We start from the raw sequence: 25,848 nt of genomic DNA on the forward strand, positions 1-25,848 counted from the left end.
CTAGCACCTTCCGATAGAGACGAACTCGTGGGCGACGCGCCGGCGCCACACCTCGTAGCCGGGCACGTCGCCGCGAACGGGGCCCTCCGGGCGGTTCCCGTCGCTGCACCGCGCCGCCTCGGCGGTGGACATGCCGCAGAAGACGCGGGTGGCGACCTCGTTGTGCGGCACGACCAGGCCGGCGCGCAGCCGGGCGGCGGCGGCGAACGCCGCGCCCTGGGCCAACTGGGGCCGACAGTCCCCGGCCGCGTCCCACAGGCTCCTCAGCTCGGACTCGTCCGCCCCGCCCGCGTAGGTGGCCGCCAGGCCGGCTCCGGAGTACAGGTCCGGCCACCGGTGCCGGGGGAACGTCTCGATCGTCCTGACCACGAGCGCCGGGGCGGTGCCGCAGACGAACCAGAGCGCCCGGCCGACGCCCTGGTCCAGCACCCGGTCCGCGTACCACCGTGGACCCTCCACCGGCCAGGGGAACCGCTCGGGCCGGTACCGCTGGTGCACGTACCGCCCGGTGTGGAAGTACGCCTGGTGGAAGCCGTACCCGTCGAGCGCGAGCCAGCGCAGGACCGGATCCGTCGGTGCGATCCGGGACCAGCGGGCCCGGGGCAGCCGCGCCATCGCCCAACCGATGCCCACGTAGGCCATGTAGACGTGCGCCCCGCCCGCTCCGGCGAGGAACCGGGGGATATTGCCGCCACGACTCAACGGAAGCGCGTCACGAATGGCGAACCCCATCGCGGCACCCTCGTAAGCGAATCCGCGAAAGCGCACCGGGATCCGTTCGAGTTCCGATTCCGCCTCGTCGGCGGTACGCGCCTGCGCGGCATGCGCGAAGCCGGTCAGAAAGGTGCTACCAATCTTCTCCAGCAATTCCTTGGAGGCCGCATCCTTCTCGTGGAAGCCGCGTACGTCCAGTCTGGTCGCTGAGGTACTCGGGGTCAGAATGCGCCGCCGCAGCCCTCGCCAAACACTAGTCAACTCTCCCCCCAAGGCATTGGATGGCCGTTGGTCGGTGGTTTGCGCCCAGCTTCGCAGAGCAATCCGGACCGCGTCTTCTTCCGCATTGCTGCGGTCTTCTTCGAAGATGCTTTCGTGATTGCGGTAGGCACACCACAAAACAGCCCCGGCAAGTAATGCCGGCACCTAGGAATTAATTGACGGACGAATCAGGAAACGCGGTCGGCCACGTGGAGTGCGCCGATCCGGCGCGCGGCCGCGTAGCTCGCCCACGCCGCCGCCTCGACCAGCGCGGCGTCCCGCGGCTCGGCCAGCCGGAACTCCCGCACGGTGTCCTCGTCCACCTGGTGCGAAGCGAACGCGGTCAGCAGGGCCAGCCGGCCGGCCGGCCGGTCCGGCACCGGAAGGTCGGCGACGAGCCGCTCGCACCACTGGCGACTCAGGCCCGCCTCCTCACCCCGCCAGCCGGCGAGCCGGTCGAGCACGAGGTGCCGCACCGCCGGCGACAGGGCCCGCTGTCCGGCGCGTTCGAAGGCGGCGAAGGACCGGGCCACCGCCTCCGCGATCTCCGGCTGCCCGGCCGCCCAGCCGGCGTCCGCCGGTAGCGGTGCCGCGGGCAGCAGCCCGAGCGAGCGGCCCGCCGGGAGTACCTCCCGCAGGGACGGACTGAGCATCAGGCTGATCCCGTGCTTGACCCGGCGGCGGGCCCGGGGACCCAGCCTCGGCGGGAGGAGGAAGTTCGCCAGGAAGACGTTGACCATCCGGCCGAGGTAGTGGAAGCCGACGACCACACCCACCAGCTCGGCCCGTTCGGCCGGCGAGAGCGGCGGTCGTGGCGACGCCTCGTCCGGCTGGTGCGCGGTCCGGGCCCAGACCGCGAGGTCCCGGATCCGGGGATCGGCGATCTCGTCCACCCGGTCGCCCGCGACCGCCTCCGCGTCGTGCTCGGTGGCGAGGTCGTAGATGCCGATACTGTGCATGTCGACGCAGTACGGGCAGATGTTGGCCACCGAGACGGCCGCCGCGACCGCCTCCTTCCCGAGCCGGTCGACCGCGCCGCCGGCCAGCAGCGACTCCCGCATCAGCATCCAGTACCCGGCCAGGGTCTCCGGGGCGGGTGAGTGCAGCAGGACCGGTGGCACCACCAGCCGCAGCTCCTCCGCGACCTGCCGGTAGACCGCGGCGACCAGCCCGTCGGCCCTGCCGGGTGGGACGGTCCGGACGTACTTCACCTGCCGCTGCACCACCGACGAGATGACCCGACCGGCAACCATTTCTCCTCCTGCGCCTCGACGACCTGGCGTCCGGCTCATGAGCGGGCCGCTACGACCACGGCGCGGTCGGGTACCAGGGGATGATCTCGCGGCGGGCCAGCAGCCGGACGTCCCAGTAGAGGAACGTGAAGACGCCGGCCACCAGGAGCGCGACCGCCGTGATGGTCGCGACCCGGCTCGGCCTGGCGGCCAGCCACCGCCGCAGGCGCGGGCCGCTGACCAGCGTCACGGTGCCGAGGAGCACCGCGATCACCAGGATGTTGCCGAGCGACTGCAACGTGAACGCCAACGCGCCGTAGAGCGGGTTGCCGCTCTCCGCCGCGTCCCGGAACATCTGCCGAAACAGTGCGAAGGGGCGGCCGACGAGGAACCCGCCGATCAGCGCGCCGAGGACGACCATCGGCGCGTTCGGGAACCGTCGGGAGACCCGGGCGAACGGGTCGGGCACGATGCCGAGGGCGGCGAGCCCCAGGTAGGTCATGGCGAGCCCGATCAGGCCGAACACCACCAGCGACTGGACGCTGCGCGCGGAGAGACCGCCGGCGGTGTTCGCCGCCGTCGAGAACTGCGGCATCGCGGTGCCGACCAGCCCGACCACCGCGCCGTAGCTGGCGGAGACCGCGATCATCCCGACCGACAGCCACCCCAGCGGCCCGAACATGTGCCGCAGCCGGCTCCAGCGCCCGCCGGTACCCAGCACCGGGGCCATCGCGCCGAACGCGGCGATGTTGCAGGCCGTGAAGGTGCCCGCGAGTCCGGAGACGAAGGCGAAGGCCACCCCGGCACCGATCCCGGCGATCGGGGTCCCCTTTGCGTCGTGCCCGAGCAGCGTGTCCGCCACGCTGTCTCCGATCGTGCGGTCGACGAACTCCGCGGACCAGACGACGGTGAGCAGGAAGCCACCCAGCACGCTCAGCCCGAGCACCCACCACCGCCGTCGCGGGAAGTGCCCGTTGACCAGCAGGGACGTGGCGCGTGGCGCCGATTTCGACGGGGCGGCCGTCGCCTCCGTCGGTCCGATCTCGACACTCGTCCGGCGTGCCATCGTGCCTCCCCTGCGGTAAGCCGACCTTCCCGTACCCGAAAGCATGCGACGGCCGGCCGCGGCGGTGTTCTCCCAGGATGCGCAGCAGTCGGCGGGCAGTGAGCAACCTGGAAGAACGAACCCGCGACCCGCCACGACTACGGTCGGCCGGGACCGGTAGTTCACCGCGGGAGGGAGACACCCATGGTCAGCGGTTCGGCGCTCACCCCGCCATCTGGTCCGATCGCCCGGTTGAACGGTGGCCAGCACAGGGCGGCGTTGCACCTGTACCTGTTCGTCGTCGTCGCACACTGGGCCGAACACCTGGTGCAGGCGTACCAGATCTGGGTGCTCGGCATGGCGCGGCCGGAGGCCCGCGGGGTACTCGGATGGTATTACCCCTGGTTGGTCACCTCCGAGTGGCTGCACTACGGCTACGCGATCCTCATGCTGGTCGGCCTCTTCCTGCTCCGCCCCGGCTTCGTCGGCCGGGCGCGGACGTGGTGGACGGTGGCGCTGGTCATCCAGTTCTGGCACCACGTCGAGCACCTGCTGCTGCTCGTCCAGGTGCAGGCCGGCGTCAACTTCTTCGGTGCGGCGCAGCCGACGAGCGTCGCCCAGCTCTTCCTCGCCCGGGTCGAGCTGCACCTCTTCTACAACTCCGTGGTCTTCCTCCCGATGGTGATCGCGATGTACCTGCACCTGCGTCCGAACCGGGCCGAGTTGGCCGGCTACACGTGCAACTGCGTCACGCGCTCCCGGGCCGGCCGGCCCGCGACGTCGGCGGCCTGACCGGTCATGCGCTCCCGCGCCGCCGTACCGATGACGCTGGCCCTGCTCGGTGTCGCCGCCGGCATCCTGCTGGCGACGCCGGGCACCGCCAGCGCCCGGGGCAACCTCGTGTCGAGCGATCCGCCGGACCAGGCGGTGCTCGCCACCGGGCCACCCGGCGTACGGCTGACCTTCTCCCGCCCGCCCGTCGCGGCGGGCTCGCACGTCTCCGTGCTGGACCACAGCGGCGGCACCCTGACCACCGGCCCGCTGGCGGCCGTCCGCGGTCGGGCGGTCTGGCAGCCGATCGCCGTCCAGGCGCCCGGTGACGTGGTCGTCGCCTATCACGTCGCGTTCGCCGACGGCGGTGCCGCCGCCGGCGTCCTGCGCTTCAGCGTCGGTACCGGGGAGCCACCCGCGCGGCTGCGTGCCGCCGTACCCACCGGGGACCATCCGCACGGCGTCGATCCGGTGAGCGCGTTCCTGCTCGTGGTCGACGGGCTCGTCGCGCTCGGCGTACTGGCGCTGCTCTGGCTGCGCCGCCCGCTCCCGCCGTGACCGGGAGTCGTCCCGCACACCCCGACGGGCCCGGCGGTCGGGACGGCTACCCCGGTGTGCCCGGCAGTCGGGACGGCTACCCCGGTGTGCCCGGCGGTCGGGACGGCTACCCCGATGTGCCGGGGAGTCGGGACGCCACCCGTGCCTCGACCCGCTGGCGCCAGACCTCGTAGGCGGGTTCGGGGCCGGGACCGAACCCGTCCGCCGCCACGTCGTCGGCGAGCGTCGCCGCGGCCGGGACGGTCATCCCGGCGAGGACGCCGGTGGCCAGCTCGGTGTGCGCGGGCACCAGGCCGGCGAAGTCCCGGGCCTTGGCCGCGAACACCGCGCCCTGGGCCAGGTGCGGGAGCAGGTCACCGGCCGCCCCGCGCAGCACCGTGAGGCCGGCCGCGTCGCTGCCGCCCGCGAAGGTGGCCGCGAGGCCGACCCCACTCCACAGGTCGGGCTGACGCTCGGTGGCGAAGCGGCCCACCGCCGCCGCCACGTCCGGCGACACTCCACCGTGGATGAACCAGAGGGCGCGGCCGATGCCCTGGTCGACGGCGCGGGGAAAGTAGTCGGCCCGGCCCTGCCAGGGGTACGGCGCGGGGCGGCGCTGCCCGGTGACCCAGCGGTCGGTCTCGAAGTAGGCGCGGTCGAAGCCGTACCCGTCGACGGCCAACCAGCTCATGGTCGGGTAGTACGGCACCCCGGTCAGGTCGGGCAGCACGTTGCGCCAGAGGATCCGTGGCAGCCGGGCCATCGCGAAACCGATCCCGATGTACGTGAGGAAGGTGTGCGGCCGGCCCGGTCCGCGCAGCAGGTCCCGCGCCCGCCCACCCCGCCCGCCCGCCATCGCGTCCCGCACCGTGTAGGCCATCGCGGCCCCCTCGTAGGCGAACCCCCGCAGCTCCGGCTCCACCAACTCCAGCCGGCGCTCGACCTCCCACGCGGTCCGCACCTCGATCGCCCACTCGAAGCCGCAGAGCACCGCCTGGGGAACGGCCTCCAGCCGGCGGGTCGCCTCGGTGGCCCGGACCGGAAAGCCGCGCGCCGCGAAGGTCACCTCGGCGAAGGACGGTGTCAACGCCAAACGGCGCAGCGAACCGAGCATCGGCATAGCGCGCTCCCAATCCGAAACGTGGGACATCCCGTCTCATGGTGCCGCGCCCGACACGAAAATCCGTCTCCTGTCGTGCGCTTCCGGCCCCCGGGGGACCGGTTTCCGCCGCACTCGATCCAGCGCAACTCAGAAGATGATTTCCAGCCTCCGCATCGGAAGAATCGTCGTCTGACGGATCGGATTACGCCACTTCCGTGCGCACCTTCTCCGGAACCATTACCGGCCCGGTCGATCGGGTCATTCCGAGCAGGACGCCTCCGACGGGATCCGTCACGAGAGGAGGAAATGCCGTGCAGCCCGACGGACAGGACGCGGGGCCGGCCCGTACCGCCACCATAGAGGCATTCGCCGACACCATCGTCCCGGGAGCGAAGCGGTCACCCGACGACCGGGCCGTCGCGGGCGCCGACCCGACCGGGGGCGCGGTCGCGGCGGGCGCCCTCGAACTGCTCGAACAGCCCGGCGGCGGGTTGGCCGAGGCGTTGGATTCGCTGTACTACACGCTGAACGACCACGCAGTCGGGTACGCCGCGACGCACGGCCTCACGCTCGACGACGACGTACCCGCCTTTGTCGCGCTCTCGTTCGAGCACCGTACGGCGCTGGTGCGTGAACTCACCGCACCCGAACACCCGGAGAAACAGATGTGGGTGGCTCTCGCACTATTCAGCAACATGGCATTTGACAGCGCCGCACACATCAGCACGACGGAGGCGCTCGCGGCAGGGCATCCGGGCCTGTTGGGAATCGGCTATTTCCGGCCGGATGCCGACGGCCTTTCCCGCTTCCCGCAGTACTCGTACGGACGGGCCCTGGCCCCGATCCACCCACAGACGACGGCGGCAGGTGATCCGACATGACAACAGCCACGGAGTCGACAGATATCGTCGTGGTCGGCAGCGGGTTCGGCGGCGCGATCGCCGCCTACCATCTCGCCGCTGGCGGGGCCCGCGTCGTGGTCCTGGAACGCGGACCATGGCTTCGGGCCGAGGAATTCGACCACGACTACAAACTGGGTTCGTCGTACACCCGCGTCTTCGACTTCGTCGTCGGTGACGGGATGAGCGTGCTCGGCGGCAACTGCGTCGGCGGCGGCAGCGTGGTCTACTTCGCCACGATGCCCCGGGCGCCCCGGTTCGTCTTCGAGCGGCAGGGCAGCATCGGCCGCCGGATGTGGCCGGCCAGCATCGGCCGGGACAGCCTCGACCCCTGGTACGACCGGGTTGTCGAGGCGCTGCCGGTGACCCAGCAGTCCTGGGACCGGGTGCCGTACGCGGGCGGTCTCTTCGCGGCGGCCTGCGCGCACGCCGGCCGCACCGCCAACCCGCCGCCGTCCGCGGTGGACGTGGACGAGTGCGTCAACTGCAACTGGATGATGGCCGGCTGCCGGTTCGACGCCAAGCGGTCGCTGTTGCTCAACTACCTGCCCGGCGCGCTCGCGCACGGCGCCGAGATCCGGCCGCTGCACGAGGTGCAGCGGCTGACCAGGAACGACGACGGCGGCTACCGGGTGCACTACCGGGTCGTCGATGCCGAGGACTACCGGATCCTGCACGAGAGCGACGCGATCGACGCCAAGCTCGTCGTCCTCGCCGCGGGTGCGGGCGCGACGCCGGTGATCCTGCAGCGTTCGGCGGCCGCCCTCGGCCCGATGCCGCACGCGGTGGGGCGGTACTTCTCCGGCAACGGCGAGCGGCTCAACACCGCGGTCTTCGACGAGGACCGGGTACGCGAGGTACTGGGACTGTCGCGTCCGGGCGGGCAGGCGTACGCGGCGTACCAGATCGGGCGCGGGCCGACCGTGGCGAGTTGGGACCGGCTGGACGGCCGGCTGCCGGAGTACGAGCGCTTCTCGCTGGAGCAGTTGTACTTCCCGCCCGGGCTCGGCACGATCCTGGCCCAGGTGCCCGGCGCCACCGGTCCGTCCTGGTTCGGTGTGCAGAAGAAGGAGATGCTGCGGCGCTGGCAGTCGTGGCTGACCGTCTTCACGATGTCCGAGGACGACAACGAGGGCGTCTTCGGGCCACCACCGGAGACCGGCAACGCGCACCGGCTCTCGATGCAGATGTTGGGCGACGGGCCGCTGCGGTACCGGCCCACCCCCAACACCTGGCGCGGCTGGTCGCTCGCGGACGCCGAGGTGAAGGAGATCCTGGAGCGCGACGGCCTGGCCCGGGTGGCGCCGTGGACCAACGACCTGGTCGGGGCCTACACGGTGCATCCGCTGGCGTCCTGCCGGATCGGGGACGACCCGGCGACCTCGGCGCTCGACGACCGGCACGAGCTGCGCGGGCATCCCGGCATCTTCGTCACCGACGGCTCGGCGGTGCCGGGGGCGTTGACGGTCAATCCGGCGCTCACCATCGCGGCGCTGGCGGAGCGGGCCATGCCCGGGATGGTCCGCGCCGCCCAGGAGCGGGGCGTCGCCGTGCGGTACGGCGCTCCCGGACCCGGTGCCGGTGCGGCCGCCCGGGTCCCGACGGCCCAGCCGGCCTGAGCCGGGGGTGCGTGGTGGGATCGCTGTTCGCACGGGTCGCCCGCCGGGCGTCCGCGGCGCACGTCCGGCACGTCACCCCGGTCGTGCCCGGGGCCGAGACCGGGCTGGTGGCCCGGGTGTACCGGCAGATGGAGGCCGACTTCGGCATGGTGGCACCACCGGTCGCCCTGCACGCCCCCGCACCGGAGGCGCTGGCGGCGAGCTGGCTGATGCTGCGGGAGTCGCTGCTGGCCGGCGGGGTGGTCGACCGCTCGGTCAAGGAGGCGGTGGCGGCGGCGGTGTCGGTCGGCAACCGGTGCCCGTACTGCGTCGAGGTGCACGGGGCGGCGCTGGCCGGCCTGTCGTCCGGTGCGGAGGCCGCCGCGATCGCCGCCGACCGGTTCGACGCCGTCGGCGACCCTCGGGTGCGGGAGTTGGCCCGCTGGGCCCGGCTGAGCGGGTTGCCGGAGGCCGGTGGGCGAGCGGTTCCGTTCCCGGCCGACCAGGCGCCGGAGATCATCGGGGTGGTGGTGACCTTCCACTACCTCAACCGGATGGTCACCCTGTTCCTCACCGAGTCGCCGCTGCCGCCGGTGCCGGCGCCGGCGCTGGCGGCGGTGCGGCGGGGAGCCAGGTTCGTCATGGGGAGCCTGGCGCGGCGACGCCCCGCGCCGGGCACCTCGCTGGATCTGCTGCCGGACGCGCCGCTGCCGCCCGAGCTGTCCTGGGCCGCCGGTCGGCCGCCGGTCGCGGCGGCCTTCGCCCGGGCCGCCGCCGCCGTCGAGGAGGGCGGCGGACGCGCCGTGACCGCCGAGGTACGAGGGCTGGTGCTGACCGCCCTGGCCGGCCGGGCCGGCGTCGGGCCGGGGCTGCGCGGGCCGGCCTGGCTGGCGGAGGCGACCGCGGCGGTACCGGCGCGGGACCGGCCGGCCGCGCGGCTGGGCCTGCTCACCGCGTTCGCCCCCTACCGGGTGACCGACGAACTGATCGACGAGGTCGGGACCGTGCTCGACGAGGCGGGGCTGGTCCGGCTGACGTCCTGGGCCAGCTTCGCTGCGGCGCGGGCGATCGGTACGCGGTTGTGGCGGGCTGACTCGGCACCGCGCACGGGGCGGCGACACATTTGACGTGGGACGTTTCCGGACGATGACGGGGCGGCTACCCCGGTGAAGTAGTGCGCACCGCTATCCGATTTTAACTTCACGATTGCTCAGCGGATCGACAACTGCAAATCTCAGTGTTGCTGGGAAGGGTCCGCCTAAGTTAACCTCGACGTGGCGGAACACATCGACGGGGACAAGAGGACTGAAGCACCGGGGGCCTGGAGCTTCGAAAACCTTCTGTTATCTACCATTCGACTCGTGCTGCCGGGCGGCCAACGCCGGCAGGGCCCTGCTCGCTACCCTCTCCGCTGGTTCGACCACTACCGACACGTTTTGGTATCCGAATCAAGGCCTACCATTCGATTCCTCGGGAGGAGCAGGAGTGGACGATCCGATCGAACAGGCCGTGGGTCGCGCTATCGCGGCAATGCGCGAAAACCTCGGAGAGCAGCTCACGGTGGATGACATCGCCCGTGCTGCCATGTTCAGCAAGTTTCACTTTACCCGGATATTCCAGCGCGCGACCGGAGTCTCTCCTGGTCGCTTTCTCTCGGCACTGCGATTGCAACGGGCCAAACATCTCCTGGTGTCGACGTCGCTAAATGTAGCAGACATCAGTGTCCGCGTGGGGTACAACAGCGTCGGCACATTCAGTACCCGCTTCAGCAGGAGCGTGGGAATGTCGCCGACGGCGTACCGCAAGCGCTCCGGATTCGCACCGCACATTCCGGTGGACCCGCGCCTCTGCCCGGACGGCCGCTCGTCCGGCCGGGTCTCCGGGCGCGTCTGGCCGGCCCAGACCGAAGAGGACAGCCTCATCTTCGTCGGGCTCTTTCCCGATCGAATTCCGCAGGGGCGGCCGGTACGGTGCGCGATCCTGTCCGGACTGGGCCGGTACCGGTTCGACAGCGTCCCCTCCGGCACCTGGTACCTGCTGGCGCAGGAGGTGACCGGCGATCCGCGCGCGGCGATCGGCGAGCCGGACGGTGCCGACGGTTCGGTCTCGGTCGCCACCAACGGTCCGCTGACGATCGGGCGGGAGACGTTCATCCAGGCCGACCTGGTACTCAAGCCGGCGGGCACACTGGACCCGCCCGTGCTGCTCGCCCTGCTCGACGCCCGGAACACGGCGCTGGCCAGGGCCACGGAACCCGATTCGCCCCGTGCCGTGCCGGCCCGCGCGGCCGTGGACACCGCCCCGGTGAGCATTCTCATGTCAGGCAACACCATAAGAAACGACACAAAGGGGCGTATTGACGTCGCTGATAATCTTGGCGAGCTGAACCAGGTGCGGCGCGGCACCTCTGTAGCCACAAGCAACGCTTGCGGGGAGCTAGATGCGCATATCCGATCTCAGCCGGCGGACCGGGGTTCCCGTTGCCACGATCAAATTCTACCTACGCCGGGGGCTGCTTCCCAAAGGCGTACCGACGCAGCGGAACCAGGCCGAATACGACGAGAGACACCTGCACCTGATCCGTCTCATCAGGGCCTTCACGAACATCGGACAGCTCGATCTATCCACCGTCGGCGAGCTGCTCGCAGCCATCGATGACGGAAGGCTGTCGGTCCCGGACCTGTACGAGGTCGTCAACCGGGCGCGTTTCCCCGAGCGGCCGACGATCGACGACCCCGGCGGCATGCCCGGCGTACGTTCCGACGTGGACGGGTTCATCCAGCGGCTGGGCTGGTGCGTCGACCCGGAGGTGGCCGGCAGGCTGGCGCACGTGGTGCTGACACTGCGCCAGCTCGGCTGCGAGTGCGACATCGACTTCTTCCGACCGTACGCGGCCGCGGCCGAGCGGCTCGTCGTCCAGGAGCTCGACCTGCTCCCGTCGAGCGCAGCCGGCATCGACCGGGCCGCTGCCGTGGTACGGATGGTTCTGCTCGACGCCGCGCTGGCGACGGTACGTCGGATGGCGCAGGAGCACTTCGTGGCCCAGCGGTTCGACGCGGCGCCGCCGGCCAGGGCGAGCCGGGCGGCTTCAGAAGGTGTGCCCGCGACCGGGGAAACGGAGGCCGTCGGTCACCCCACCCGAGTCGCGAACTGACCGGGGCGACGCCCGGCACCGGCCGGCCCCCGGTAGGCCTGCGCGATGTCGAGCCACCGGTCGGCCTCCGCGCCCGTCGCCGTGAGGTCCAGGTCGTCGCGGTGCCGGCGCCGGGTCACCAGCAGGCAGAAGTCGACCGCCGGACCGCTGATCCGGTTGTCGCCCCCGGCCGGCCCGAACGTCCACACGGCGCCGGACGGCGCGGTCAACTCGAAGCGGAACTCGACGTCCGGGGTGGTCAGGCCACGCGCCTGGTAGCCGAAGTCCCAGGTACGCACCGCGAAGGCGACCAGGTGACCGATCCGGTCGGTGTGCTCACGGCGTACCCCGAGCGCGTCGGCGATGTCCTGACCGTGCCCGAACAGCTCCATCAGGCCGGCCGAGGCGAGCACGGCGGCGGGGAGCGGGCGCACCAGCCAGGGCACGACGCGGTCCGGCGGCACGGCCGCGAGGGCCTGCTCCGCCCGAGCGCGTTCGGCCCGCCAGCGGGTCAGCAGCACGTCCGGCGGTTCGGCCAGGAACTCGGCCAACGCGTGCGCCACGTTCGCGTCGAAGTCGGCACCGAGCCGGGCGGTCATCGCGGTGAACCGGTCCGGATCCGCCACCGCCAACGCCGCCATCCGGAAGGTCGCGGCCAGGTGGGCGATCTGGTGGGCGACCGTCCAACCGGGTGCCGGGGTGGGCAGTCGCCACTGTGCCGTGTCCAGCCCGCGTACCAGGCCGTCGACCTCGTCGCCCTCGGCGACCAGGTCCCGGACCACACCCGAGGCGTTCATGCCGCTGCCACCTCTCCCCCGGGTGCGGCGGGATCGCGCGGGCAGTTGTGGTAGATCGCCAGCAGCCACGCGTCAGCGCGCTTCACCAGGATCCAGGAGGCCCGGATGGCCGCCTCGGCGGAGAGTTCCGACTCGCCCGGAGCCAGTACCCCGCCCACGGTCGTCAGCGCGACCGCGCCGGGCGCGAGCGGGATGACGTCGACGGGCTGGCCGGTCACCCGGGTACCCCGGTAGGCGCCGGCGAATTCCGCGGCCATGAACGCACGGATCTGGTCGCGTCCCCTGCGATGGACTCCCGGAAGAATGAGTGTGCCGTCCTCGGTGAAAAGCTCGGCGAATCCGTCGGGATCGTGCTTCGCCCAGGTTTCCACCATCCGCGCCGGGACCGCCGCTATCGCGGCCCGATCGGCGTCGGTGACAGCTGTCGCCGGTCCGGTGATCGTCATGCCTCGCCTCGCCTTCCTGTCGTTTCTACGTGGGTTGCCGAACCCACCGCCGGTGCTCGCCGGAACGGGCCCCGACCCGGATTCGTGCGTGCTCGGTACGCCTATGTCCGGGGAATGTCGAACAGCTGCGGAAATCTCGCGGTCAGCGCGAGGTCGCCCCTGGTCTTCAGCTTTCCCTTCATCGCCAGCGTCACCGGATGGGCGTTCCCGGTGACCATGCGGAGGAAATCGACCGCGCCGACGGTCAGGGTGAGCTTCGGCTGCCGCAGTGGGGCCGCGGAGAGCGCACAGGCACCACCGTCGATCACGATCTCGTAGACGTCGACGGCACCGTCCGGGCCGTCGCCGATCCTCCAGTGCACCACCGCCGACGTGCCGCCGGCCCGGTCGCCCCGGAAGACGTCCGGCATGCGCCCGAGCACCACGTCCAGCACGGCCCGGCGCCGGCTGCCGCACATCAGCTCGCGCAGCTCGGCGGTCGGAGTCGCCTTGACCAGCAGGGCGAACTCGCGGGCGTCCAGCTTTGCCGGATCGAGGTCCTCGATGGGCATCTCATCCTCCCGGTGGCACGGCCGCACGGAGCGTCGCCCGGCCCGGCCACCGGCCGCCACAAAGCCGTGGCCGGGCCACCGGCGGCGGGCGAGCCGAACTGGTGCCCGTCCATCGTGGTCACCGGCAGGGGCGCCACTCATCTCCTGAGATGCTGTCCTCGGTCGGACCTCCCGGGCTGGGCCGCCCGGCGGCCGACCGGGCCGGTGGACCGCGCTACCCGGCGGCCGAGCCGGCCGGCGGACCGCGCTACCCGGCGGCCGAGCCGGCCGGCGGGCCGACCCGGCGGGCCGAGCGGACCGGCGTACCGGCCGGCGCGCCGACCCGGGCGACGTGCAGCAGCCGGTCCGCCGGCACGCCCAGCGTCGCACCCAGCGCGTCGCCGGTCGCCGGCACGTCGATGAGCTGGCTCAGCGGGTGCGCCGCCACTCCGGCCGCGTGCAGGGTCAGCCAGACCCGCATCAGCACCCGCCCGAGGCCGACCCGGGTCGTGCCGTCCGTCCCGGCGGGTCCGACGAGGACCAGCACCGCACCGCCGAGTGCCAGCGGGTTCCCGGCCGCCGCGGCGAGCAGCCGGGGAATCCCCAGCCGGCGCAGCCCGGGGTACCCGGCCAGGGCGGCCCGCAGCCCGGTCGCCTCGGCCCGGGACAGCCCCAGGCAGCGGTCGGTGAGCCCGTCGGCATGGTAGGCCGGATGTCCCGGCGTCAACCGCAGCCACGAGCGCAGCTCGGCGACGACCGCCGGATCGGCGTACAGCCGCCGGTCGGCGAGCCGGAGCAGCCGGGCCAGCAGGTCGGCGTCCGGCACCACCCGGACCGCCCCGCCGGCCTCCCGGGCCACGGCGTCGACGGCCGCGACGAGGCCGGCCGGCGGGCCCGCGGAGAACCGCCCCCGGTGGGTACGCCGTCCGCGCACCTCCGCCGCACCGAACGGACTGCGGTAACGGCTCGCGGACGCCCGCAACCAGCCCACCCGGCGCTCCTCGGCACAGTGGTCCGGCACGAACCGGACCCGCAGCCCGGCGTCGGCCGCGACGACCAGGCAGGTCTCGACGAACGCGCCGAGCGAGAGCCACAGGTCCCGCCCGGACGGGTCGGCCGCCGGCAGCGCGTCCGCCGGGTCCCAGCCCACCCGGACCTCCCTGGCCCGGTAGTCGAGCCGCCACGGTTGGGTGTTGTGCGCGCTCGGCGCCCGCCAGCAGAGCGGTTCCAGCGCGCGGAACGCGGCGACGTCCACCTACAACGCCTTCTCGAAGAAGGTGTACCCGTGCAGCGGCCGGCCGCCCATCCCCCGGAACTGTGCCGCCGACGCCGGGTTGTCCCGCCCGACGTACGTGCTGCGCAGTGTGTGGTAGCCCCCGGCGTGCAGGTTCCGGTGCAGGTGTGCCGAGAGCAGCCGCTGGTAGCCCCGCCCCTGGTACTCCGGGAGCACGCCCTTGACGATCAGCACCGCCTCCCGCCGGTACCGCCGCCGGGTCGCCAGCAGCCGGAGCTGGTTGACCAGGTTCAGGTTGCCCCGTACCCGGATCACGAACTCGCTGATGTCCGGGATGCAGAGAACGAAGGCCACCGGCCGGTCCGCCCGGGTCAGGTAGAGCAGCAGCGACTCGTCCAGCAGGTACGCCAGCCCGTCGGTCTGCTGGCGCAGCTGCGCGATCGAGATCCCGGTGTAGTAGCCGAGCTGGGCGAAGGAGGCGTTCAGCATGTCGCGCAGCAGGTGGAGCTGCTCGTCGAGCCGCCGCAGGTCGCCCCGGTGCACCCGCAGCAGCGGATCGCCGAGAGGTGAGCCGTCGAGGGCCGGATCGGCGAGGGGCGGGTCGGCGTCGGCTCGGGTGACCGGGCAGATCCAGGTGTCCGACTCGAAGCGGCGGGCGAAGCCGGACGACTCGTAGGCGGTCACGTACCTCGGCGGGTTGTAGGCGCTGTCGACGAAGCCCCGGTCGGCGTAGCCGGAGGTGATGACGCCACCGGCCTCGTTGGGCAGCAACGCCACCGGGCCGAAGAGCGCCTCCCGGTCCCCGGCGGCCCGGCCGGCGGCGGTGATCGCCGCGAAGAGCGGCTCCGCCGCCGGCTCGGTGAACTCGGTCAGCCCGAAGAGCTGGTACCGGCGGCCGAGTTTGGCGTCGAAGCCGGCGTCGGTGTGCAGCGTGGTCCGGGCCACCGCCGCACCGGTGGTGACGTCCCGGAGCAGGTACATCGGCACGCCCTCCCGCCACCAGCGCCGGACCTGTGCGCGCATCGGCGGTACGAAGCGCGGCTCGTCCGCGTACACCCGGTCGGTGAGGGTGAGGAAGTCCCGCAGCCCGCGCCGGTCGACGACGCGTTCCAGCGTCGGGGTGGCGGTCATCGCCGCACCGCCGGGCCGGTCGACTCCGCGCCCAGCGGGGTGAAGGTCGGGATGTGCGCCATCTCGGTGGACTCGGCCCGCCACACCCCGTTGGAGTAGCCGTCCGGCTCGGCGGTGTAGAGCCGGATGAAGCCGGCGGTCGCGTTCCGGGTGCCGTCGGTGATCCAGACCATCAGCCGCCGGTGGTGCCGGGAGCGGGCGAACCGCAGCATCGCGTCCCGGTCGGCGAAGAACGCGACGGTGCCGAGGGTGAGCGGGAACTGCCAGTAGACGGTGTGCCAGCGGTATCCGGACATCCGGCGCATGTCCCGGAGCATCCGGCGCCAGGCCGGCCAGAGCCGCAGCAACGTCAGCGGGCTCCGGTAGCGGGTCGCGCCGATGAACATCGCGCCGGCCCGGGCCTGCGCCGGGGCCTGGGAGAAATCTCGGGTACGCATGCCTCAACCTCCCAGCAGGTAGGTGTTCTTGATCTTCTGGTCCCCGGCGAACGGGCCGGTACCCGCCTCGTGCAGTTCCACCCGCAGCTCACCGGCGGTCGGGTCCTCGGTCAGCGACTGCGCGAAGTCCCGGGAGACGGCGGCGAGGTGCCGGCGTACCCCGTCCCGGCAGGCCGCGGCGAGAGCGTCCCGGACCGGTCCGGCCAGCGGGCGGCGCAGTTCCAGGTGCACCACCGGCCGGGTCTCCAGCCCCGCGTCCTCGACCAGGGCCAGCCGGAACCGGCTGATCTCGGCCGCGTACGGGTTGCCGGCGTAGAGGCCGTACTCGACGTCCTGCGGGTAGAGGTTGGCGCCGAGGTAGGAGACGGTCGAGTCGCGCCGGCCGAAGAGCAGCAGCACCGGCAGGTTCATCCGCTCGCCGGCCAGTGCCGCCGCGCAGTCCGCCCAGCGTGCCGGGTCGGCGCGGACCAGGTCGAGGATCCGCCGGTACGGCAGCAGCACCGCCTCGTCGCCGACGTTGTAGCGCAGCCGGGGCTGGAGCACGTCCAGGCTGGTCACCGTGCAGAGCAGTTCCCGCCGGTCGTTCGTCTCCAGATAGGTGGCCATCGGGTTGTACTGGAACGCCATCGGCAGCCGCTGCTCGTCAGCGCCGAGCACCGCGGCCCGGAAGTCTGAGTCGGTCCAGAGTCGACGCCGCAGCCAGACCGTGAACGCGGTCTCCGCGCCGATCCCGATGGTCAGGTCCGAGGCGCCGTACGCGGACCGTACCCGGAGAAATCGCTCCTCCAGGTAGCTCCGCAGCGCCTCGGTCATCCCCTCCCCGCCGCAGCTCGCCGAGATGCGGTAGCCCGACCAGTCGAAGCCGTCCGCGTCGAGCCGGTCCCGCAGGTGCTTCAGGAACGGCGGATACGCGGTCACCAGGTAGTCGAAGTCCGGGCCGAACTCGCGGAGCGTGTCGACGACCTTGCCGAGGTCGGGGCCGGTGTTCTTCACCACCGCGATCCGGGCCATCGCGGCCCCGGTGGTGGTCCCGGTCGCCCAGGCACCCATCGAGTAGGCGTTGATGACGAAGGGCCGGCGCATCGGGAAGATTAGGCTGGTGTAGCCGGCGATGTCGTGGTGCACCGCGCGCAGTTCCCGCTCCCCGCGCGGCCAGTTGAACGGCCGGCCCGACGAGCCGGCCGACTCGTCCACCACCACACCCCGGACCGGCAACCGGCCGCCCCAGCAGCGCCGGGCGGCGGTGTGCGGTACGACGTAGTTCTCCTTGTCGGTCTCCGGGAAGTCGCCGAGCCGGCGGCGGGCCCGTCCGGCGGTCGGCCGGGCCCGCAGGAACGCCCGGTACGCCGGGACGTCCAGGGCGGCCAGCGCACAGACCGCCCGGGCGTTCGCCGCGGCGATCCGGTCGAGGACCGGGTGGTGCCGGCCGGCCAGCCACCGCCAACCGGCCGGATGGCGCAGGGCGAGCCGGAGCACGGCCGTACGGAGCCGCCCGGCGGCGGAGAGGCGGACCCGACGCCAGCGTTCGCGGAGGGTCAGACCCGGCGACGCGAATGTGGACGGAGCGGGGTACCGGCGCAACGTCTCGGTCATCACAGCAGTGTCGGCCGGTCCGGTCCGGAACACCTGAGTCGTGGTGCCCGACCGGCACTGAGTAGCCGTACCCAGCCCCGACCGTCGGTGATACCCGTCAGCCGATCGCCTCGCGCGGCGCGGGTGTGCCGACGACGTCCACCGTCGATGGCTGGTACCCGCTGGCCTGGAGTTGGAAGAGCCGGGCGTACCGGCCGTCCCGGGCCATCAGCGTCTCGTGTGACCCCTGCTCGACGACCCGACCGCCGTCGAGCACCACGATGACGTCCGCGTCACGGACCGTGGCCAGCCGGTGCGAGATGAGCAGGCTGGTACGCCCCTGCCGGAGCTCCCGCAACCGCCGGTGCACCTCGTGTTCGGCCTCGGCGTCCAGCCCGGCGGTCGGCTCGTCCAGGATCAGCAGGTCCCGCCGGTTCCGGAGCAGGGCACGGGCGACCGCCACCCGCTGCCACTGCCCGCCGGAGAGCGTGACCCCGGCCCGGGGATCCGCCGCGTCCGCGTCGTCGAGGAAGATCCGGGACAGCAGGGTGTCGTATCCGGCAGGCAGCGCGGCGAGCGTGTCGTGACAGCCCGCGAGCCGGGCGGCATCGACCACCGCCGCGCGGTCGTCGATCCGACCCAGGTCGCCGAGACCGATGTTCTCCGCCGCCGACAGGTCGTACCCCATGAAGTCCTGGAAGACCACGCTGAGCCGTTCGCGCAGCCCGCGCACGTCGAACTCGCGCAGGTCCGTGCCATCCCAGCGGACGCTGCCCCGGACCGGATCGTAGAACCGGCACAACAACTTGACCAGCGTGCTCTTGCCGGCCCCGTTGAGCCCGACCAGCCCCACCGCAGCGCCGGCCGGGATGACCAGGTCGACGCCGCGCAGCACCCACGGTTGGCCGTCGGCGTACCGGAACCACACGTCGCGCAGTTCGATGGCGTGCTCCAGCGGCCCCGGCCGCACTCCGGGGCGGGACGGTTCCGACAGGTCCGGAGGAGCGGCCAGCACGGCCCGGTAGTGGTCGAAGAGCAGCAGCGCGTGATGTGTGGCTGCGCCCTGCGCCACCATGCCGCCGAGCGCCGTCTGCACCCCGGCCACCGCGGCCACGAAGAGCATGACGTCGCCGACGCCGAGCCGGCCACTGGCCGCCAGCGAGATCACCCAGGCCAGCCCGCCGGCCGCCACCGCCGCCGCCAGCAGCGCCAGACCCAGCTGGCCGAGCATCTCACGCCGGTCCATGGTGTCCTGCTCGCGGTTGACGTGCCGCAGCTCGCGCAGCAGCCGGGCGTTGAAGAAGTCGCCGAGCCCGAAGAGCCGGATCTCCTTGGCCGCTTCGAGACTGGTCAGCAGCCGGGCGTAGAACAGCTCGCGGCGCTGTGCGTGGCCCAGCCGCCAGGCGAGCGCGGCCCGCTGCCGGCTGAGCCGGATCTCCACCCAGGTGGTCGGCGCCGCCGAGACGATGACCACCAGCACCATCGCCGGGGCGACGGCCAGCAGAGAACCGACGAAGCCGAGCAGGGTCAGGACGCCCTGCGCGACGCCGAGGCCACCGCTGACACACTGGGCCGGACCGAGCCGCCCCGCTCCCTCGGCGAGTTGCAGCCGGTCCCGGAGACGCGGATTCTCCAACCGGGCCAACCCGGCGAACGCGTTCACCGCCGTGTAGAGCCGGCCCGTCACCAGCAGTCGGAGCGCCCGGCCGCTCACGCCGTCGACGTACCCGGCCAGGTGTGGTTGGGCAGCCACCGCCGCCCCGACCACGCCGAGCGCGGCGGCCAGCGCCAGCAACTGGCCGGGGTGCCGCCCGGCCTGGCCCGCCGCCAGCCGGTCCACCACCAACTTGGTGAGCCAGGCCAGCACCACCGGGCCGGTTCCGGCCAGGATCGCGAGCAGCAGTTTGGCCACCGTCGCGGCGGGCGCCGCGCGCCAGGCCAGCCCGAGAGCGTCGACCAGGTACCGCCCGGCGGTCCCGGCACCGAGCCGGGGCGCCGACGGTACCGCCTGCCATGCGCCCGAGTCGCGACCCCGGCCGGCATCGGCACGGCTCGGGTCGGCGGCACCGGTCATGTTGCGGGTAGTTCGGGCAGCCGCTCGACCGCGGTGGCGCTGGCCTTGACCCGACCGTCGCCGTCCAGCACGCACATGGCGGGATAGCCCTGGACCGCGAACGCCTGGTGCAGCGGGCCGTCCTCGATCTCCACCACGACCCGGGCGACCGGTTCCAGCAGGGCCACCAGCTCGCGGGTGGCCTCGGGCGTACCGACGGCGACCGCGAGGACCCGGTCCGAGCCGCTCGCCGCTGCGCGTTCGACGAACCGGGGCGCCTGTTCCCGGCAGGGAGCGCAGTTCGGCGAGAAGAAGCCGACCAGCGTACCCCCGGCCGTGAGGTCATCCGGCCCGATCGGCACGCCGACGCTGGTCGTTACCGGCGCGAACGGGCGCGGTTCGGCACCCGCCGACAGAATGAGCTCCGGTTCTGGGCGGCCACCACCGGCCATGGCGTCCAACCGGGCGGTGTGCTCGCGCAGCCGGCGGACGACACCGTAGGTGAAAATCAGATTGGCTCCGGCGAGGAGTCCCAACAGGACGGTCGCCACGACGAGATAGGACACGACGGATTTCCCCCGGGTCGGTCAGGCCCAGAGCTCGACGATGTCGTCGAGGTGGATGACGAAGGTTGCCAGGATCACGGCGGCGCCCGCCGAGAGCAGCACGCCGGCACCGTCGACGGGCCGGGCCGCCCCGGTCGACAGTGCCGCCAGCAGGCCGGTCCCGCCGACCAGGAACAACGACAGATTGCGTACGACGTGCCGCACGCCCAGCCGGGCCGGACCGCCGCCGAAGCACCGGCAGCGCACCTCCAGTCGACGCCGGACGACCAGCGCCACGCCGGTGGCCAGTACGCCGAGCAGCCCGGTGGCCAGCCCGAACCCCCAGGCGGGTGCTGCCAGCAGCAGTGGCGGCACCAGCGCCTCGGCGACGGTGAGCAGCCCCGCCACCGGCCCGGTACGCCGGACCAGTGGGGCGAGGGAGTCGGCGAACTCCCGGAACGCGGCACGGGAACGCAGCCTGCTGCCGGCCGACCAGCCGAAGACCACGGCCAGCAGTACCCCGCAGGAGATCATCAGGTACGCCACTTCCCGCACCTTTCTCGATCCGCGCCACGCCGGCTCAGCCGGGGCAGCTCGACGGCGCCAGCCCGATGGCGCCAACCCGATGGCGCCGGCTCGGCGGTGCCGGCTCGGGCGTTCCCGTTACCGTGTCGGCACCGCCGAGGCGTCGGTCACTAGCAGCCGGTGGGCCCGCTCCGGGCCTGGCAGCTACAGCTGTATCCGCTGCCCTGAGCGCAGCACCGCTCGTAGTAGAGGTAGCTGGACCGGCAGTAGCAGTAGCTGCCCCACCAGCAGGGTTGGGCCTGGGCTTCGACCTTCGGAACGGCCATCGTCACCATTGAGTCGGCGACTCGGCGGATGAAACTCTTCATCCTGTCCTCCTTTCGCACGATCGGCCCCACGCTAGGCGCCGGCCATACACCCGGCCGTACACCCGGCCGTACAACGTCCGCTCACGGCGGCTGGAGCCGCTGGAGAACGACGGCTCAGACCCGGCGGAGCACGACGCCGAGCAGCCGGTCGGCGGTGACGTAACCGTAGTGCCGCGAGTCGTAACTCGACGCCCCGTTGTCGCCGATCGCGACGAGGTGGTCCGGCGGGACGACCTCGTCGGGCAGCGTGGCCAGTGCCGGACCGGCCTCGCGCGGCACCGGATCACCCGCCACCGCCACCGCCCGCTTGACCAGCCACCCGTCCGAGGACCACGGTTTCCGGGCGCCGGGTCCCCGCGATGGTCCCGGACCTGCCTCCGCCCGGCCGGCCACCGTCATGCCGCCTACCGCGATGCCGCTCAGCTGGGTGTCGACTTCGGCGAAAACGACCAGGTCACCGGTGCGCAGCTGCGCGGCCCTGCGGCGGCGGACCAGGACCCGGTCGCCGTCCCGCATCGTCGGCTCCATGCTCGGGCCGCGTACGGTCACCACCACGAACCGCCGACGGAGCAGGGCTACCCCGGCTACGGCCGCGAGCACGCCCGCGACTCCGAGCAGAACCGCGAGCCCGACCGGCCACGCCCCGTCCATGGCTCCATACTGTAGCCACAGCTACGGCCGTGGTCGGGTGCTGATCACTGGACCATCCTTGGCGCACCCTTCCCGATGCTCGTCGGGGCCGTACGCCGGGAGTCGTCGGGGGCCGTACGCCGGGAGTCGTTCGCCGGGAGGAGGTGCGGGATGCGGGATGTCGGCCGCGAGGCACTGCCCCGGCTCGTGACCGGACTGCCGACCCGGTGGCGTACGGCGGTCGTCGCGGCCGGTGCGACCGGGGACGAGGAGACCATCAGCGCCGCCGGTGCGGAGTTGCTCCGACGGTGGCGTGAACCCCACCGGCACTACCACGACGTGTACCACCTGGCGGCCGTACTCGCGGTGGTGGACGCGGCGGCGGACCACGCCGCCCGGCCCGACCTGGTCCGGCTGGCGGCCTGGTGCCACGACGCGGTCTACGACCCCCGGGCCGGCGGCGACGCCAACGAGCGGGCCAGTGCGGAACTCGGCGCCGCCCTGCTGACCGGGCTCGGCGTACCGGCCGAGGCGGTGGCCGAGGTGGTCCGGCTGGTACTGCTCACCGCCGGGCACCGGGCCGCGCCGGAGGACCGGGACGGCGCCCTGCTCTGCGACGCCGACCTGGCGATCCTGGCCTCCCCCGCCGCCGAGTACGACCGCTACGCCGCCGCGATCCGCGCCGAGTACGCACACGTCCCCGAGCCGATGTTCCGGGCCGGCCGGGCGGCGGTGCTGCGGAACCTGCTCGCCCTGCCGGCGCTCTACCACACCCCGGAACTGGCCCGCCGGGCGGAACAGCCGGCCCGGGAGAACCTGCGCCGCGAGCTGACCGCGCTCGACGTCCCGGACTGACCACGCCCGACACCACCATGGCAGCATCCGTCGCCCTGTCCATCAGACGGGCTACGAAAAGGGACTCATGTTGGGTAGTGTCTCCCTCGCTACTGAATGTAAATAACACCGCCACTCCGCCGTGCACTCCAGCGGAAGGACGACATGGCCAGCGTGGACCAGGTCAGAGCCGCACTTGCTGAAGCAGCCGCACAGAGCAACACGAGGACAAGCCGGTTCCCGGCTGAGCAGGGAAACCGACGGCGGATCAAGCCCGCCACCACCTTCCTGGGCTGCGCCGAGGCGACCCGGCAATACATCGGCGTCGTTGGCTGACCGTGAGCGTCGGCGAGGTCAAAGCCGCGCTCGGAGAAGCGAACCGACTGCTTGACCAGGGTAGGACGACGATCGAGGAAATCGGCGACGACCTGCATCAGGCTGCTGCGCTCCTGCTCGCCACCTTGCATGACAGCCGACGGGACGAGGCCGAGAAGGCTCGCAAAGCCACCGCCGATGCCGTACGCGAGGTGAAGCTGACCCTCCGGGCCATCAATGCCGCCCAGCAGAGTGCGAATGAATACCGGAAGAGGCTGGGATGAGCAGCCTCCTCGCCCAGGCCGTGGCCCAGCTCAGATCGGCCATCGATCAACTGGACGGTCTCGCGGTTCGGGCCACACGCGCCGCCGAGGACGTGGCCCAGGGACACGCCCGATACGCGGACGCTAGCAGGGGAACCGATCATCCGAAGCTCCGGGCCGCAGTAGCCGAAAGCCGCATCGGGGTCGACAAAGCCCGCCGGCTCGCCCGGCTGAGCAGCGAGGCCGCTCGGCATGTCGCGGCCTATCTGAACGCGGTCGCCCCTGGCTCGGCTCCCCAGCCGCTCGCTACCGCGTCGGGGCCACCATCCGGCGAGGACTTGTTGGCCGACAGCGGGCGACGGGATCTCGCGCGTTCCCGGGCGCGGGGGTTCCTCAGCCGCTCCGTCCGGAAGGCCGACGAGTTGCAGGAACAGGCGTCCAAGGCCACCGAGATGGTGCAGCAGTCGATCAAGGTCTTCCGCAATCCCAAGGGACCCGGCGGGACACACTCGACCGGAACAGGTACCCCCACGGCCTCGGGCCTCCCAGCACGGCCGAAGATGGATGGGGCAGAGGCCGCCGGGAATCTCGTGGTGGTTGGTTTGCTGGCCGGTGTGGCCGTGCACAGGATCTCATCAGTGATCGGCGAACGAATTGCGAGGTTCAGAGGACGTGAACGTAGACGCGCTGAGCGATCTGATCCGGGCTCTGGCGAACGCTGACTGGGACACCGCCGACGCCCTGGTCCTAGAAATCGACCGTGGCGGCTGGGCTGGCGGCCTACAGGTCATAGGTGCCGCATTTGCTGTCGCGGTCAACCAGCGCTTCGGACCCGACGCCACCCCGAACGACGTAGCGGCCTTCGTGTCGAGCGCCCGCGCCCAGTACCAGGAGGGAGACACTCTGCCAGCTCTAGAGATGGAAGGGCTGATCCGGGCAGCCCTCGGTGAGCCGGAACTCGCCGACAGCATTCCCGCCGAAACGGCGCTCGGTGCCGAGATCTTCATCCTCGGACAGCTGCTTCAAGAGGCAAAGCTGACCCCCGCTGAGTTGGATGAGTTCGTGGCCGAGGCACGGCAACTAGCTGCTGAGCATCTGTAGCACCGGGTGCCGAGGGCGAGCGCCCATCTCGCAGCAGACCCGATCACCGGGTCCCCAGTGCACATCACCTCTGGCTGAGGTCCGTCCTGATGCCGCTGATGAACGCGTCCCAGGCGGCCGGCTCGAAGCTCAGCATTGCCACGGTGGGTGCCTTGGAGTCGCGTACGTCGACCTGGGCGCCTCGGTCGCGCACCTCGACGCACTGGCCGTTGCTGCCGGAGCGGCTCGACTTACGCCAGATGTTACGAAGCATGCTTGCTCAGCTCCTTGCCTTCAGGTGGTGATGAGGTCCCTCGCGTCCTGACAGAATTGGCGAACAGCGGGCGTACGCCGGTAGGGGGTCAAGGTGCCCACCAGGTTGCGCACGTGCTTGATGCACCGTGCGGAGGTGACCTGGCCGGTCAGCGTCCCAACCGCCTGGTCCCCGAGGGCAAGCGCCTTGTCCAGATCGGGCTGGCTCTGCCGAACGTACGTGGTGGCGAGTAGGGCGTTCCGCAGCGCCCCCTCACGGGTGTACTCGTTGCCTTGCATGCGCAACGCTGTGCGTAGGTGCTCTCGGGCGTGTGACCAGTCTTCGAGCTTGACGTAGCAGTAGCCGGCTTGCGCGTGGGCCTGCGCTTGGTTGATCCAGTAGGACCAGTCCGGGTCGCCGTGGTCTGGTCGGTTGCCCGTGAGCCGGCCAAAGGCGCTGTCGATCGCGCGGTGGGCGTTGACGGCCGACCCCTCGTTGGCGTACGCCTCAGCCGCTCGTAGGTCGAGAATCGCCGACACCTTCGGGCTCGCGCCCGGGTAGCCGGCTCGCGCGGTTTCAGCGAGGGTCACGGCTTGCCGGAGCTGACCAAGGTCCTTGGCCTGGCAGGACATGAAGCCGAGAATGTTTGCGCCGAGTCCACGATCGCCTGCCGCGTTCGCCTGGTAGAGACCGGCGATCCAGAATCGTTGTGCCTGACTGTGTTGGCCGCCATCGAAGGCGAGCCAGCCTGCGAGGCGTAGTAGCTCACCGGCCGTGGCGTGCAGGCGCCGGCCGACCGGGTCGGTGTAACGGCGGTTGCGCAACACGTCAATCACGCTGCTCAAGTGCTGGCGGACCAGGCCCAGGGTTTGACCGCTGCCGAGATGGTCGTCCATGCGTCGGAGGCTGGCTGTCACGGCGTCCATGTGATCGACGACCTCGCCGGAGAGCGGACGACCGGCGGTAGACGCGACGCTCTCGGGAGGCTGAGCGAGCATCCACTCGTGCGCTGGTGACGTCAGTGCGGAACCGAGCAGGGTGAGGAACATCCGCCGGTGCAACATGCCTTCAGACTCGCTGACGACATCAGCCGCCTGCAAGGCCCCCGCCGATGACCAGGGCAGATCCAGGCCCGCAGAGGCCGGCGCAGATTCGAATCCGTCGTCGGGCCAGCCTAGTTCGTCAAGCGTGATCGTCCGCTGCAACTGCTCGGACAACAGCGCAGTCGTCAGAGACGGCCAAGGACTGCGGGGCACGTCGCCTTTCTTCCACTTGTATGGCGTCTTGGGGTGCAGCCGTTCGGCGCGGCCATGCCGTTCGGCGGACTCGTTGAGTCGCCTGGCGAGTTGTTCGGGTTGCCAGCCCACCTCGGCCAGCAGACGGGTGATCGAGTCTCCGCTGGTTGGCACCTTCCCCGATCCTTCATGCGTAGCGGCAACTCATACGCACAGTATCGGACTCACCGATGAGCTGGGGTCCCCCGCACTGATCCGCACCGATAGGCACCGCGCGCACCTACCCCGCCCGCTGCCCCGCCCGAGGT

The 25,848-nt window shown here is 71.8% G+C and carries 29 protein-coding genes and 1 pseudogene; 12 read left to right on the plus strand and 18 right to left on the minus strand.

What is annotated here, in order from left to right; all coding sequences use genetic code 11:
- From ABNF97_RS22800 to ABNF97_RS22810, 3 genes are all read right to left on the minus strand, one after another.
- The gene (locus ABNF97_RS22800; RefSeq protein ID WP_349339731.1) at positions 1–975 is read right to left on the minus strand and encodes a DUF1702 family protein; all 975 of its coding nucleotides are present in this window, start codon (positions 973–975) and stop codon (positions 1–3) included.
- A gap of 188 nt (positions 976–1,163) precedes the next feature.
- Entirely contained in the window at positions 1,164–2,228 is a 1,065-nt protein-coding gene (locus tag ABNF97_RS22805; protein ID WP_349339732.1) for a carboxymuconolactone decarboxylase family protein, read from the minus strand.
- 49 nt (positions 2,229–2,277) lie between these two features.
- Positions 2,278–3,273 carry a hypothetical protein gene (locus ABNF97_RS22810; RefSeq protein ID WP_349339733.1) on the minus strand — a complete coding sequence of 332 codons (996 nt, stop codon included), beginning with the start codon at positions 3,271–3,273 and terminating at the stop codon, positions 2,278–2,280.
- Positions 3,274–3,456: 183 nt separating this feature from the next.
- Between ABNF97_RS22810 and ABNF97_RS22815 the strand changes: the two genes are divergently transcribed.
- Positions 3,457–4,044 (plus strand): hypothetical protein, encoded by a 588-nt coding sequence (locus ABNF97_RS22815; protein ID WP_165436841.1) that lies wholly within the window; start codon positions 3,457–3,459, stop codon positions 4,042–4,044.
- 6 nt (positions 4,045–4,050) lie between these two features.
- Positions 4,051–4,581 carry a copper resistance CopC family protein gene (locus ABNF97_RS22820; protein WP_349339734.1) on the plus strand — a complete coding sequence of 177 codons (531 nt, stop codon included), beginning with the start codon at positions 4,051–4,053 and terminating at the stop codon, positions 4,579–4,581.
- 106 nt (positions 4,582–4,687) lie between these two features.
- Here ABNF97_RS22820 and ABNF97_RS22825 read toward each other — a convergent pair whose 3' ends face one another.
- On the minus strand, positions 4,688–5,680 hold the full coding sequence (locus tag ABNF97_RS22825) for a DUF1702 family protein (protein WP_349339735.1): 993 nt from the start codon (positions 5,678–5,680) through the stop codon (positions 4,688–4,690).
- Positions 5,681–5,973: 293 nt separating this feature from the next.
- Between ABNF97_RS22825 and ABNF97_RS22830 the strand changes: the two genes are divergently transcribed.
- The 5 genes and pseudogenes from ABNF97_RS22830 to ABNF97_RS34275 all read left to right on the plus strand — a co-directional run bounded on the left by ABNF97_RS22830 (position 5,974) and on the right by ABNF97_RS34275 (position 11,313).
- A complete protein-coding gene (locus ABNF97_RS22830; RefSeq protein ID WP_349339771.1) occupies positions 5,974–6,543 on the plus strand; it encodes a DUF5987 family protein in 570 nt (189 codons plus the stop codon).
- Positions 6,540–8,180 carry a GMC family oxidoreductase N-terminal domain-containing protein gene (locus tag ABNF97_RS22835; RefSeq protein WP_349339736.1) on the plus strand — a complete coding sequence of 547 codons (1,641 nt, stop codon included), beginning with the start codon at positions 6,540–6,542 and terminating at the stop codon, positions 8,178–8,180. Before ABNF97_RS22830 ends, ABNF97_RS22835 begins: the two co-directional genes overlap by 4 nt.
- A 14-nt stretch (positions 8,181–8,194) precedes the next feature.
- Positions 8,195–9,286, plus strand: coding sequence for a carboxymuconolactone decarboxylase family protein (locus ABNF97_RS22840; protein WP_349339737.1), 1,092 nt, complete (start codon positions 8,195–8,197; stop codon positions 9,284–9,286).
- A 358-nt stretch (positions 9,287–9,644) separates the two neighbouring features.
- Positions 9,645–10,385, plus strand: a pseudogene (locus ABNF97_RS22845) (helix-turn-helix domain-containing protein); the annotation flags it as partial.
- A gap of 214 nt (positions 10,386–10,599) precedes the next feature.
- Positions 10,600–11,313 carry a MerR family transcriptional regulator gene (locus ABNF97_RS34275; protein WP_502930541.1) on the plus strand — a complete coding sequence of 238 codons (714 nt, stop codon included), beginning with the start codon at positions 10,600–10,602 and terminating at the stop codon, positions 11,311–11,313.
- Here the strand turns inward: ABNF97_RS34275 and ABNF97_RS22860 are convergent.
- The 12 genes from ABNF97_RS22860 to ABNF97_RS22915 form a co-directional block, all read right to left on the minus strand.
- Entirely contained in the window at positions 11,289–12,089 is an 801-nt protein-coding gene (locus ABNF97_RS22860; protein WP_349339738.1) for a TIGR03084 family metal-binding protein, read from the minus strand. The genes ABNF97_RS34275 and ABNF97_RS22860 overlap by 25 nt on opposite strands.
- Positions 12,086–12,535, minus strand: a complete 450-nt coding sequence (locus ABNF97_RS22865; RefSeq protein ID WP_130464539.1) for an SgcJ/EcaC family oxidoreductase — start codon at positions 12,533–12,535, stop codon at positions 12,086–12,088. The genes ABNF97_RS22860 and ABNF97_RS22865 overlap by 4 nt, the downstream gene beginning before the upstream one ends.
- A gap of 101 nt (positions 12,536–12,636) precedes the next feature.
- Entirely contained in the window at positions 12,637–13,086 is a 450-nt protein-coding gene (locus ABNF97_RS22870; RefSeq protein WP_130464540.1) for an SCP2 sterol-binding domain-containing protein, read from the minus strand.
- Positions 13,087–13,333: 247 nt separating this feature from the next.
- Positions 13,334–14,320: a nitroreductase family protein gene (locus tag ABNF97_RS22875; protein WP_349339739.1), complete on the minus strand. Its 987-nt coding sequence runs from the start codon at positions 14,318–14,320 to the stop codon at positions 13,334–13,336.
- On the minus strand, positions 14,321–15,430 hold the full coding sequence (locus ABNF97_RS22880) for a GNAT family N-acetyltransferase (protein ID WP_349339740.1): 1,110 nt from the start codon (positions 15,428–15,430) through the stop codon (positions 14,321–14,323).
- Positions 15,427–15,867 carry a DUF4188 domain-containing protein gene (locus ABNF97_RS22885; RefSeq protein WP_130464543.1) on the minus strand — a complete coding sequence of 147 codons (441 nt, stop codon included), beginning with the start codon at positions 15,865–15,867 and terminating at the stop codon, positions 15,427–15,429. The genes ABNF97_RS22880 and ABNF97_RS22885 overlap by 4 nt, the downstream gene beginning before the upstream one ends.
- A 3-nt stretch (positions 15,868–15,870) precedes the next feature.
- Entirely contained in the window at positions 15,871–17,460 is a 1,590-nt protein-coding gene (locus ABNF97_RS22890; protein WP_349339741.1) for a phenylacetate--CoA ligase family protein, read from the minus strand.
- A gap of 97 nt (positions 17,461–17,557) precedes the next feature.
- Entirely contained in the window at positions 17,558–19,513 is a 1,956-nt protein-coding gene (locus ABNF97_RS22895; protein WP_349339742.1) for an ABC transporter ATP-binding protein, read from the minus strand.
- Complete coding sequence (locus ABNF97_RS22900; protein ID WP_130464546.1) at positions 19,510–20,058, minus strand: thioredoxin domain-containing protein; 549 nt, start codon at positions 20,056–20,058, stop codon at positions 19,510–19,512. Before ABNF97_RS22900 ends, ABNF97_RS22895 begins: the two co-directional genes overlap by 4 nt.
- A gap of 21 nt (positions 20,059–20,079) precedes the next feature.
- Positions 20,080–20,583, minus strand: a complete 504-nt coding sequence (locus ABNF97_RS22905; protein WP_349339743.1) for a MauE/DoxX family redox-associated membrane protein — start codon at positions 20,581–20,583, stop codon at positions 20,080–20,082.
- A 149-nt stretch (positions 20,584–20,732) separates the two neighbouring features.
- Positions 20,733–20,930, minus strand: coding sequence for a hypothetical protein (locus tag ABNF97_RS22910; protein WP_130464548.1), 198 nt, complete (start codon positions 20,928–20,930; stop codon positions 20,733–20,735).
- A gap of 114 nt (positions 20,931–21,044) precedes the next feature.
- Positions 21,045–21,581 (minus strand): S26 family signal peptidase, encoded by a 537-nt coding sequence (locus ABNF97_RS22915; protein ID WP_130464549.1) that lies wholly within the window; start codon positions 21,579–21,581, stop codon positions 21,045–21,047.
- Positions 21,582–21,731: 150 nt separating this feature from the next.
- Between ABNF97_RS22915 and ABNF97_RS22920 the strand changes: the two genes are divergently transcribed.
- The 5 genes from ABNF97_RS22920 to ABNF97_RS22940 all read left to right on the plus strand — a co-directional run bounded on the left by ABNF97_RS22920 (position 21,732) and on the right by ABNF97_RS22940 (position 24,073).
- On the plus strand, positions 21,732–22,415 hold the full coding sequence (locus ABNF97_RS22920) for a metal-dependent phosphohydrolase (protein WP_130464550.1): 684 nt from the start codon (positions 21,732–21,734) through the stop codon (positions 22,413–22,415).
- A 144-nt stretch (positions 22,416–22,559) separates the two neighbouring features.
- Positions 22,560–22,730 (plus strand): hypothetical protein, encoded by a 171-nt coding sequence (locus ABNF97_RS22925; RefSeq protein ID WP_165436842.1) that lies wholly within the window; start codon positions 22,560–22,562, stop codon positions 22,728–22,730.
- Positions 22,731–22,732: 2 nt separating this feature from the next.
- Positions 22,733–22,993 (plus strand): hypothetical protein, encoded by a 261-nt coding sequence (locus ABNF97_RS22930; protein ID WP_130464551.1) that lies wholly within the window; start codon positions 22,733–22,735, stop codon positions 22,991–22,993.
- The gene (locus ABNF97_RS22935; RefSeq protein WP_130464552.1) at positions 22,990–23,694 is read left to right on the plus strand and encodes a hypothetical protein; all 705 of its coding nucleotides are present in this window, start codon (positions 22,990–22,992) and stop codon (positions 23,692–23,694) included. Before ABNF97_RS22930 ends, ABNF97_RS22935 begins: the two co-directional genes overlap by 4 nt.
- Positions 23,645–24,073: a hypothetical protein gene (locus ABNF97_RS22940; RefSeq protein ID WP_130464553.1), complete on the plus strand. Its 429-nt coding sequence runs from the start codon at positions 23,645–23,647 to the stop codon at positions 24,071–24,073. The genes ABNF97_RS22935 and ABNF97_RS22940 overlap by 50 nt, the downstream gene beginning before the upstream one ends.
- A gap of 64 nt (positions 24,074–24,137) precedes the next feature.
- Here the strand turns inward: ABNF97_RS22940 and ABNF97_RS22945 are convergent, their stop codons facing one another.
- Positions 24,138–24,326, minus strand: a complete 189-nt coding sequence (locus tag ABNF97_RS22945; protein WP_130464554.1) for a DUF397 domain-containing protein — start codon at positions 24,324–24,326, stop codon at positions 24,138–24,140.
- A 20-nt stretch (positions 24,327–24,346) separates the two neighbouring features.
- Positions 24,347–25,714 carry an NsdA family TPR-like regulatory protein gene (locus ABNF97_RS22950; RefSeq protein ID WP_349339744.1) on the minus strand — a complete coding sequence of 456 codons (1,368 nt, stop codon included), beginning with the start codon at positions 25,712–25,714 and terminating at the stop codon, positions 24,347–24,349.
- Positions 25,715–25,848: the final 134 nt, after the last annotated feature.

It is taken from the genome of Plantactinospora sp. B6F1, from assembly GCF_040120695.1.
In the GTDB taxonomy this organism is placed as follows: Bacteria; Actinomycetota; Actinomycetes; order Mycobacteriales; family Micromonosporaceae; genus Plantactinospora.

Coding starts and splice junctions, on each gene's coding strand:
- ABNF97_RS22865 (WP_130464539.1), bottom strand. CDS start 12,535: ATGACGATCACCGGACCGGCGACAGCTGTCACCGACGCCGATCGGGCC.
- ABNF97_RS22870 (WP_130464540.1), bottom strand. CDS start 13,086: ATGCCCATCGAGGACCTCGATCCGGCAAAGCTGGACGCCCGCGAGTTC.
- ABNF97_RS22920 (WP_130464550.1), top strand. CDS start 21,732: ATGCGGGATGTCGGCCGCGAGGCACTGCCCCGGCTCGTGACCGGACTG.
- ABNF97_RS22910 (WP_130464548.1), bottom strand. CDS start 20,930: ATGAAGAGTTTCATCCGCCGAGTCGCCGACTCAATGGTGACGATGGCC.
- ABNF97_RS22880 (WP_349339740.1), bottom strand. CDS start 15,430: ATGACCGCCACCCCGACGCTGGAACGCGTCGTCGACCGGCGCGGGCTG.
- ABNF97_RS22820 (WP_349339734.1), top strand. CDS start 4,051: ATGCGCTCCCGCGCCGCCGTACCGATGACGCTGGCCCTGCTCGGTGTC.
- ABNF97_RS22835 (WP_349339736.1), top strand. CDS start 6,540: ATGACAACAGCCACGGAGTCGACAGATATCGTCGTGGTCGGCAGCGGG.
- ABNF97_RS22815 (WP_165436841.1), top strand. CDS start 3,457: ATGGTCAGCGGTTCGGCGCTCACCCCGCCATCTGGTCCGATCGCCCGG.
- ABNF97_RS22945 (WP_130464554.1), bottom strand. CDS start 24,326: ATGCTTCGTAACATCTGGCGTAAGTCGAGCCGCTCCGGCAGCAACGGC.
- ABNF97_RS22915 (WP_130464549.1), bottom strand. CDS start 21,581: ATGGACGGGGCGTGGCCGGTCGGGCTCGCGGTTCTGCTCGGAGTCGCG.
- ABNF97_RS34275 (WP_502930541.1), top strand. CDS start 10,600: ATGCGCATATCCGATCTCAGCCGGCGGACCGGGGTTCCCGTTGCCACG.
- ABNF97_RS22825 (WP_349339735.1), bottom strand. CDS start 5,680: ATGCCGATGCTCGGTTCGCTGCGCCGTTTGGCGTTGACACCGTCCTTC.
- ABNF97_RS22935 (WP_130464552.1), top strand. CDS start 22,990: ATGAGCAGCCTCCTCGCCCAGGCCGTGGCCCAGCTCAGATCGGCCATC.
- ABNF97_RS22805 (WP_349339732.1), bottom strand. CDS start 2,228: ATGGTTGCCGGTCGGGTCATCTCGTCGGTGGTGCAGCGGCAGGTGAAG.
- ABNF97_RS22925 (WP_165436842.1), top strand. CDS start 22,560: ATGGCCAGCGTGGACCAGGTCAGAGCCGCACTTGCTGAAGCAGCCGCA.
- ABNF97_RS22890 (WP_349339741.1), bottom strand. CDS start 17,460: ATGACCGAGACGTTGCGCCGGTACCCCGCTCCGTCCACATTCGCGTCG.
- ABNF97_RS22810 (WP_349339733.1), bottom strand. CDS start 3,273: ATGGCACGCCGGACGAGTGTCGAGATCGGACCGACGGAGGCGACGGCC.
- ABNF97_RS22895 (WP_349339742.1), bottom strand. CDS start 19,513: ATGACCGGTGCCGCCGACCCGAGCCGTGCCGATGCCGGCCGGGGTCGC.
- ABNF97_RS22885 (WP_130464543.1), bottom strand. CDS start 15,867: ATGCGTACCCGAGATTTCTCCCAGGCCCCGGCGCAGGCCCGGGCCGGC.
- ABNF97_RS22860 (WP_349339738.1), bottom strand. CDS start 12,089: ATGAACGCCTCGGGTGTGGTCCGGGACCTGGTCGCCGAGGGCGACGAG.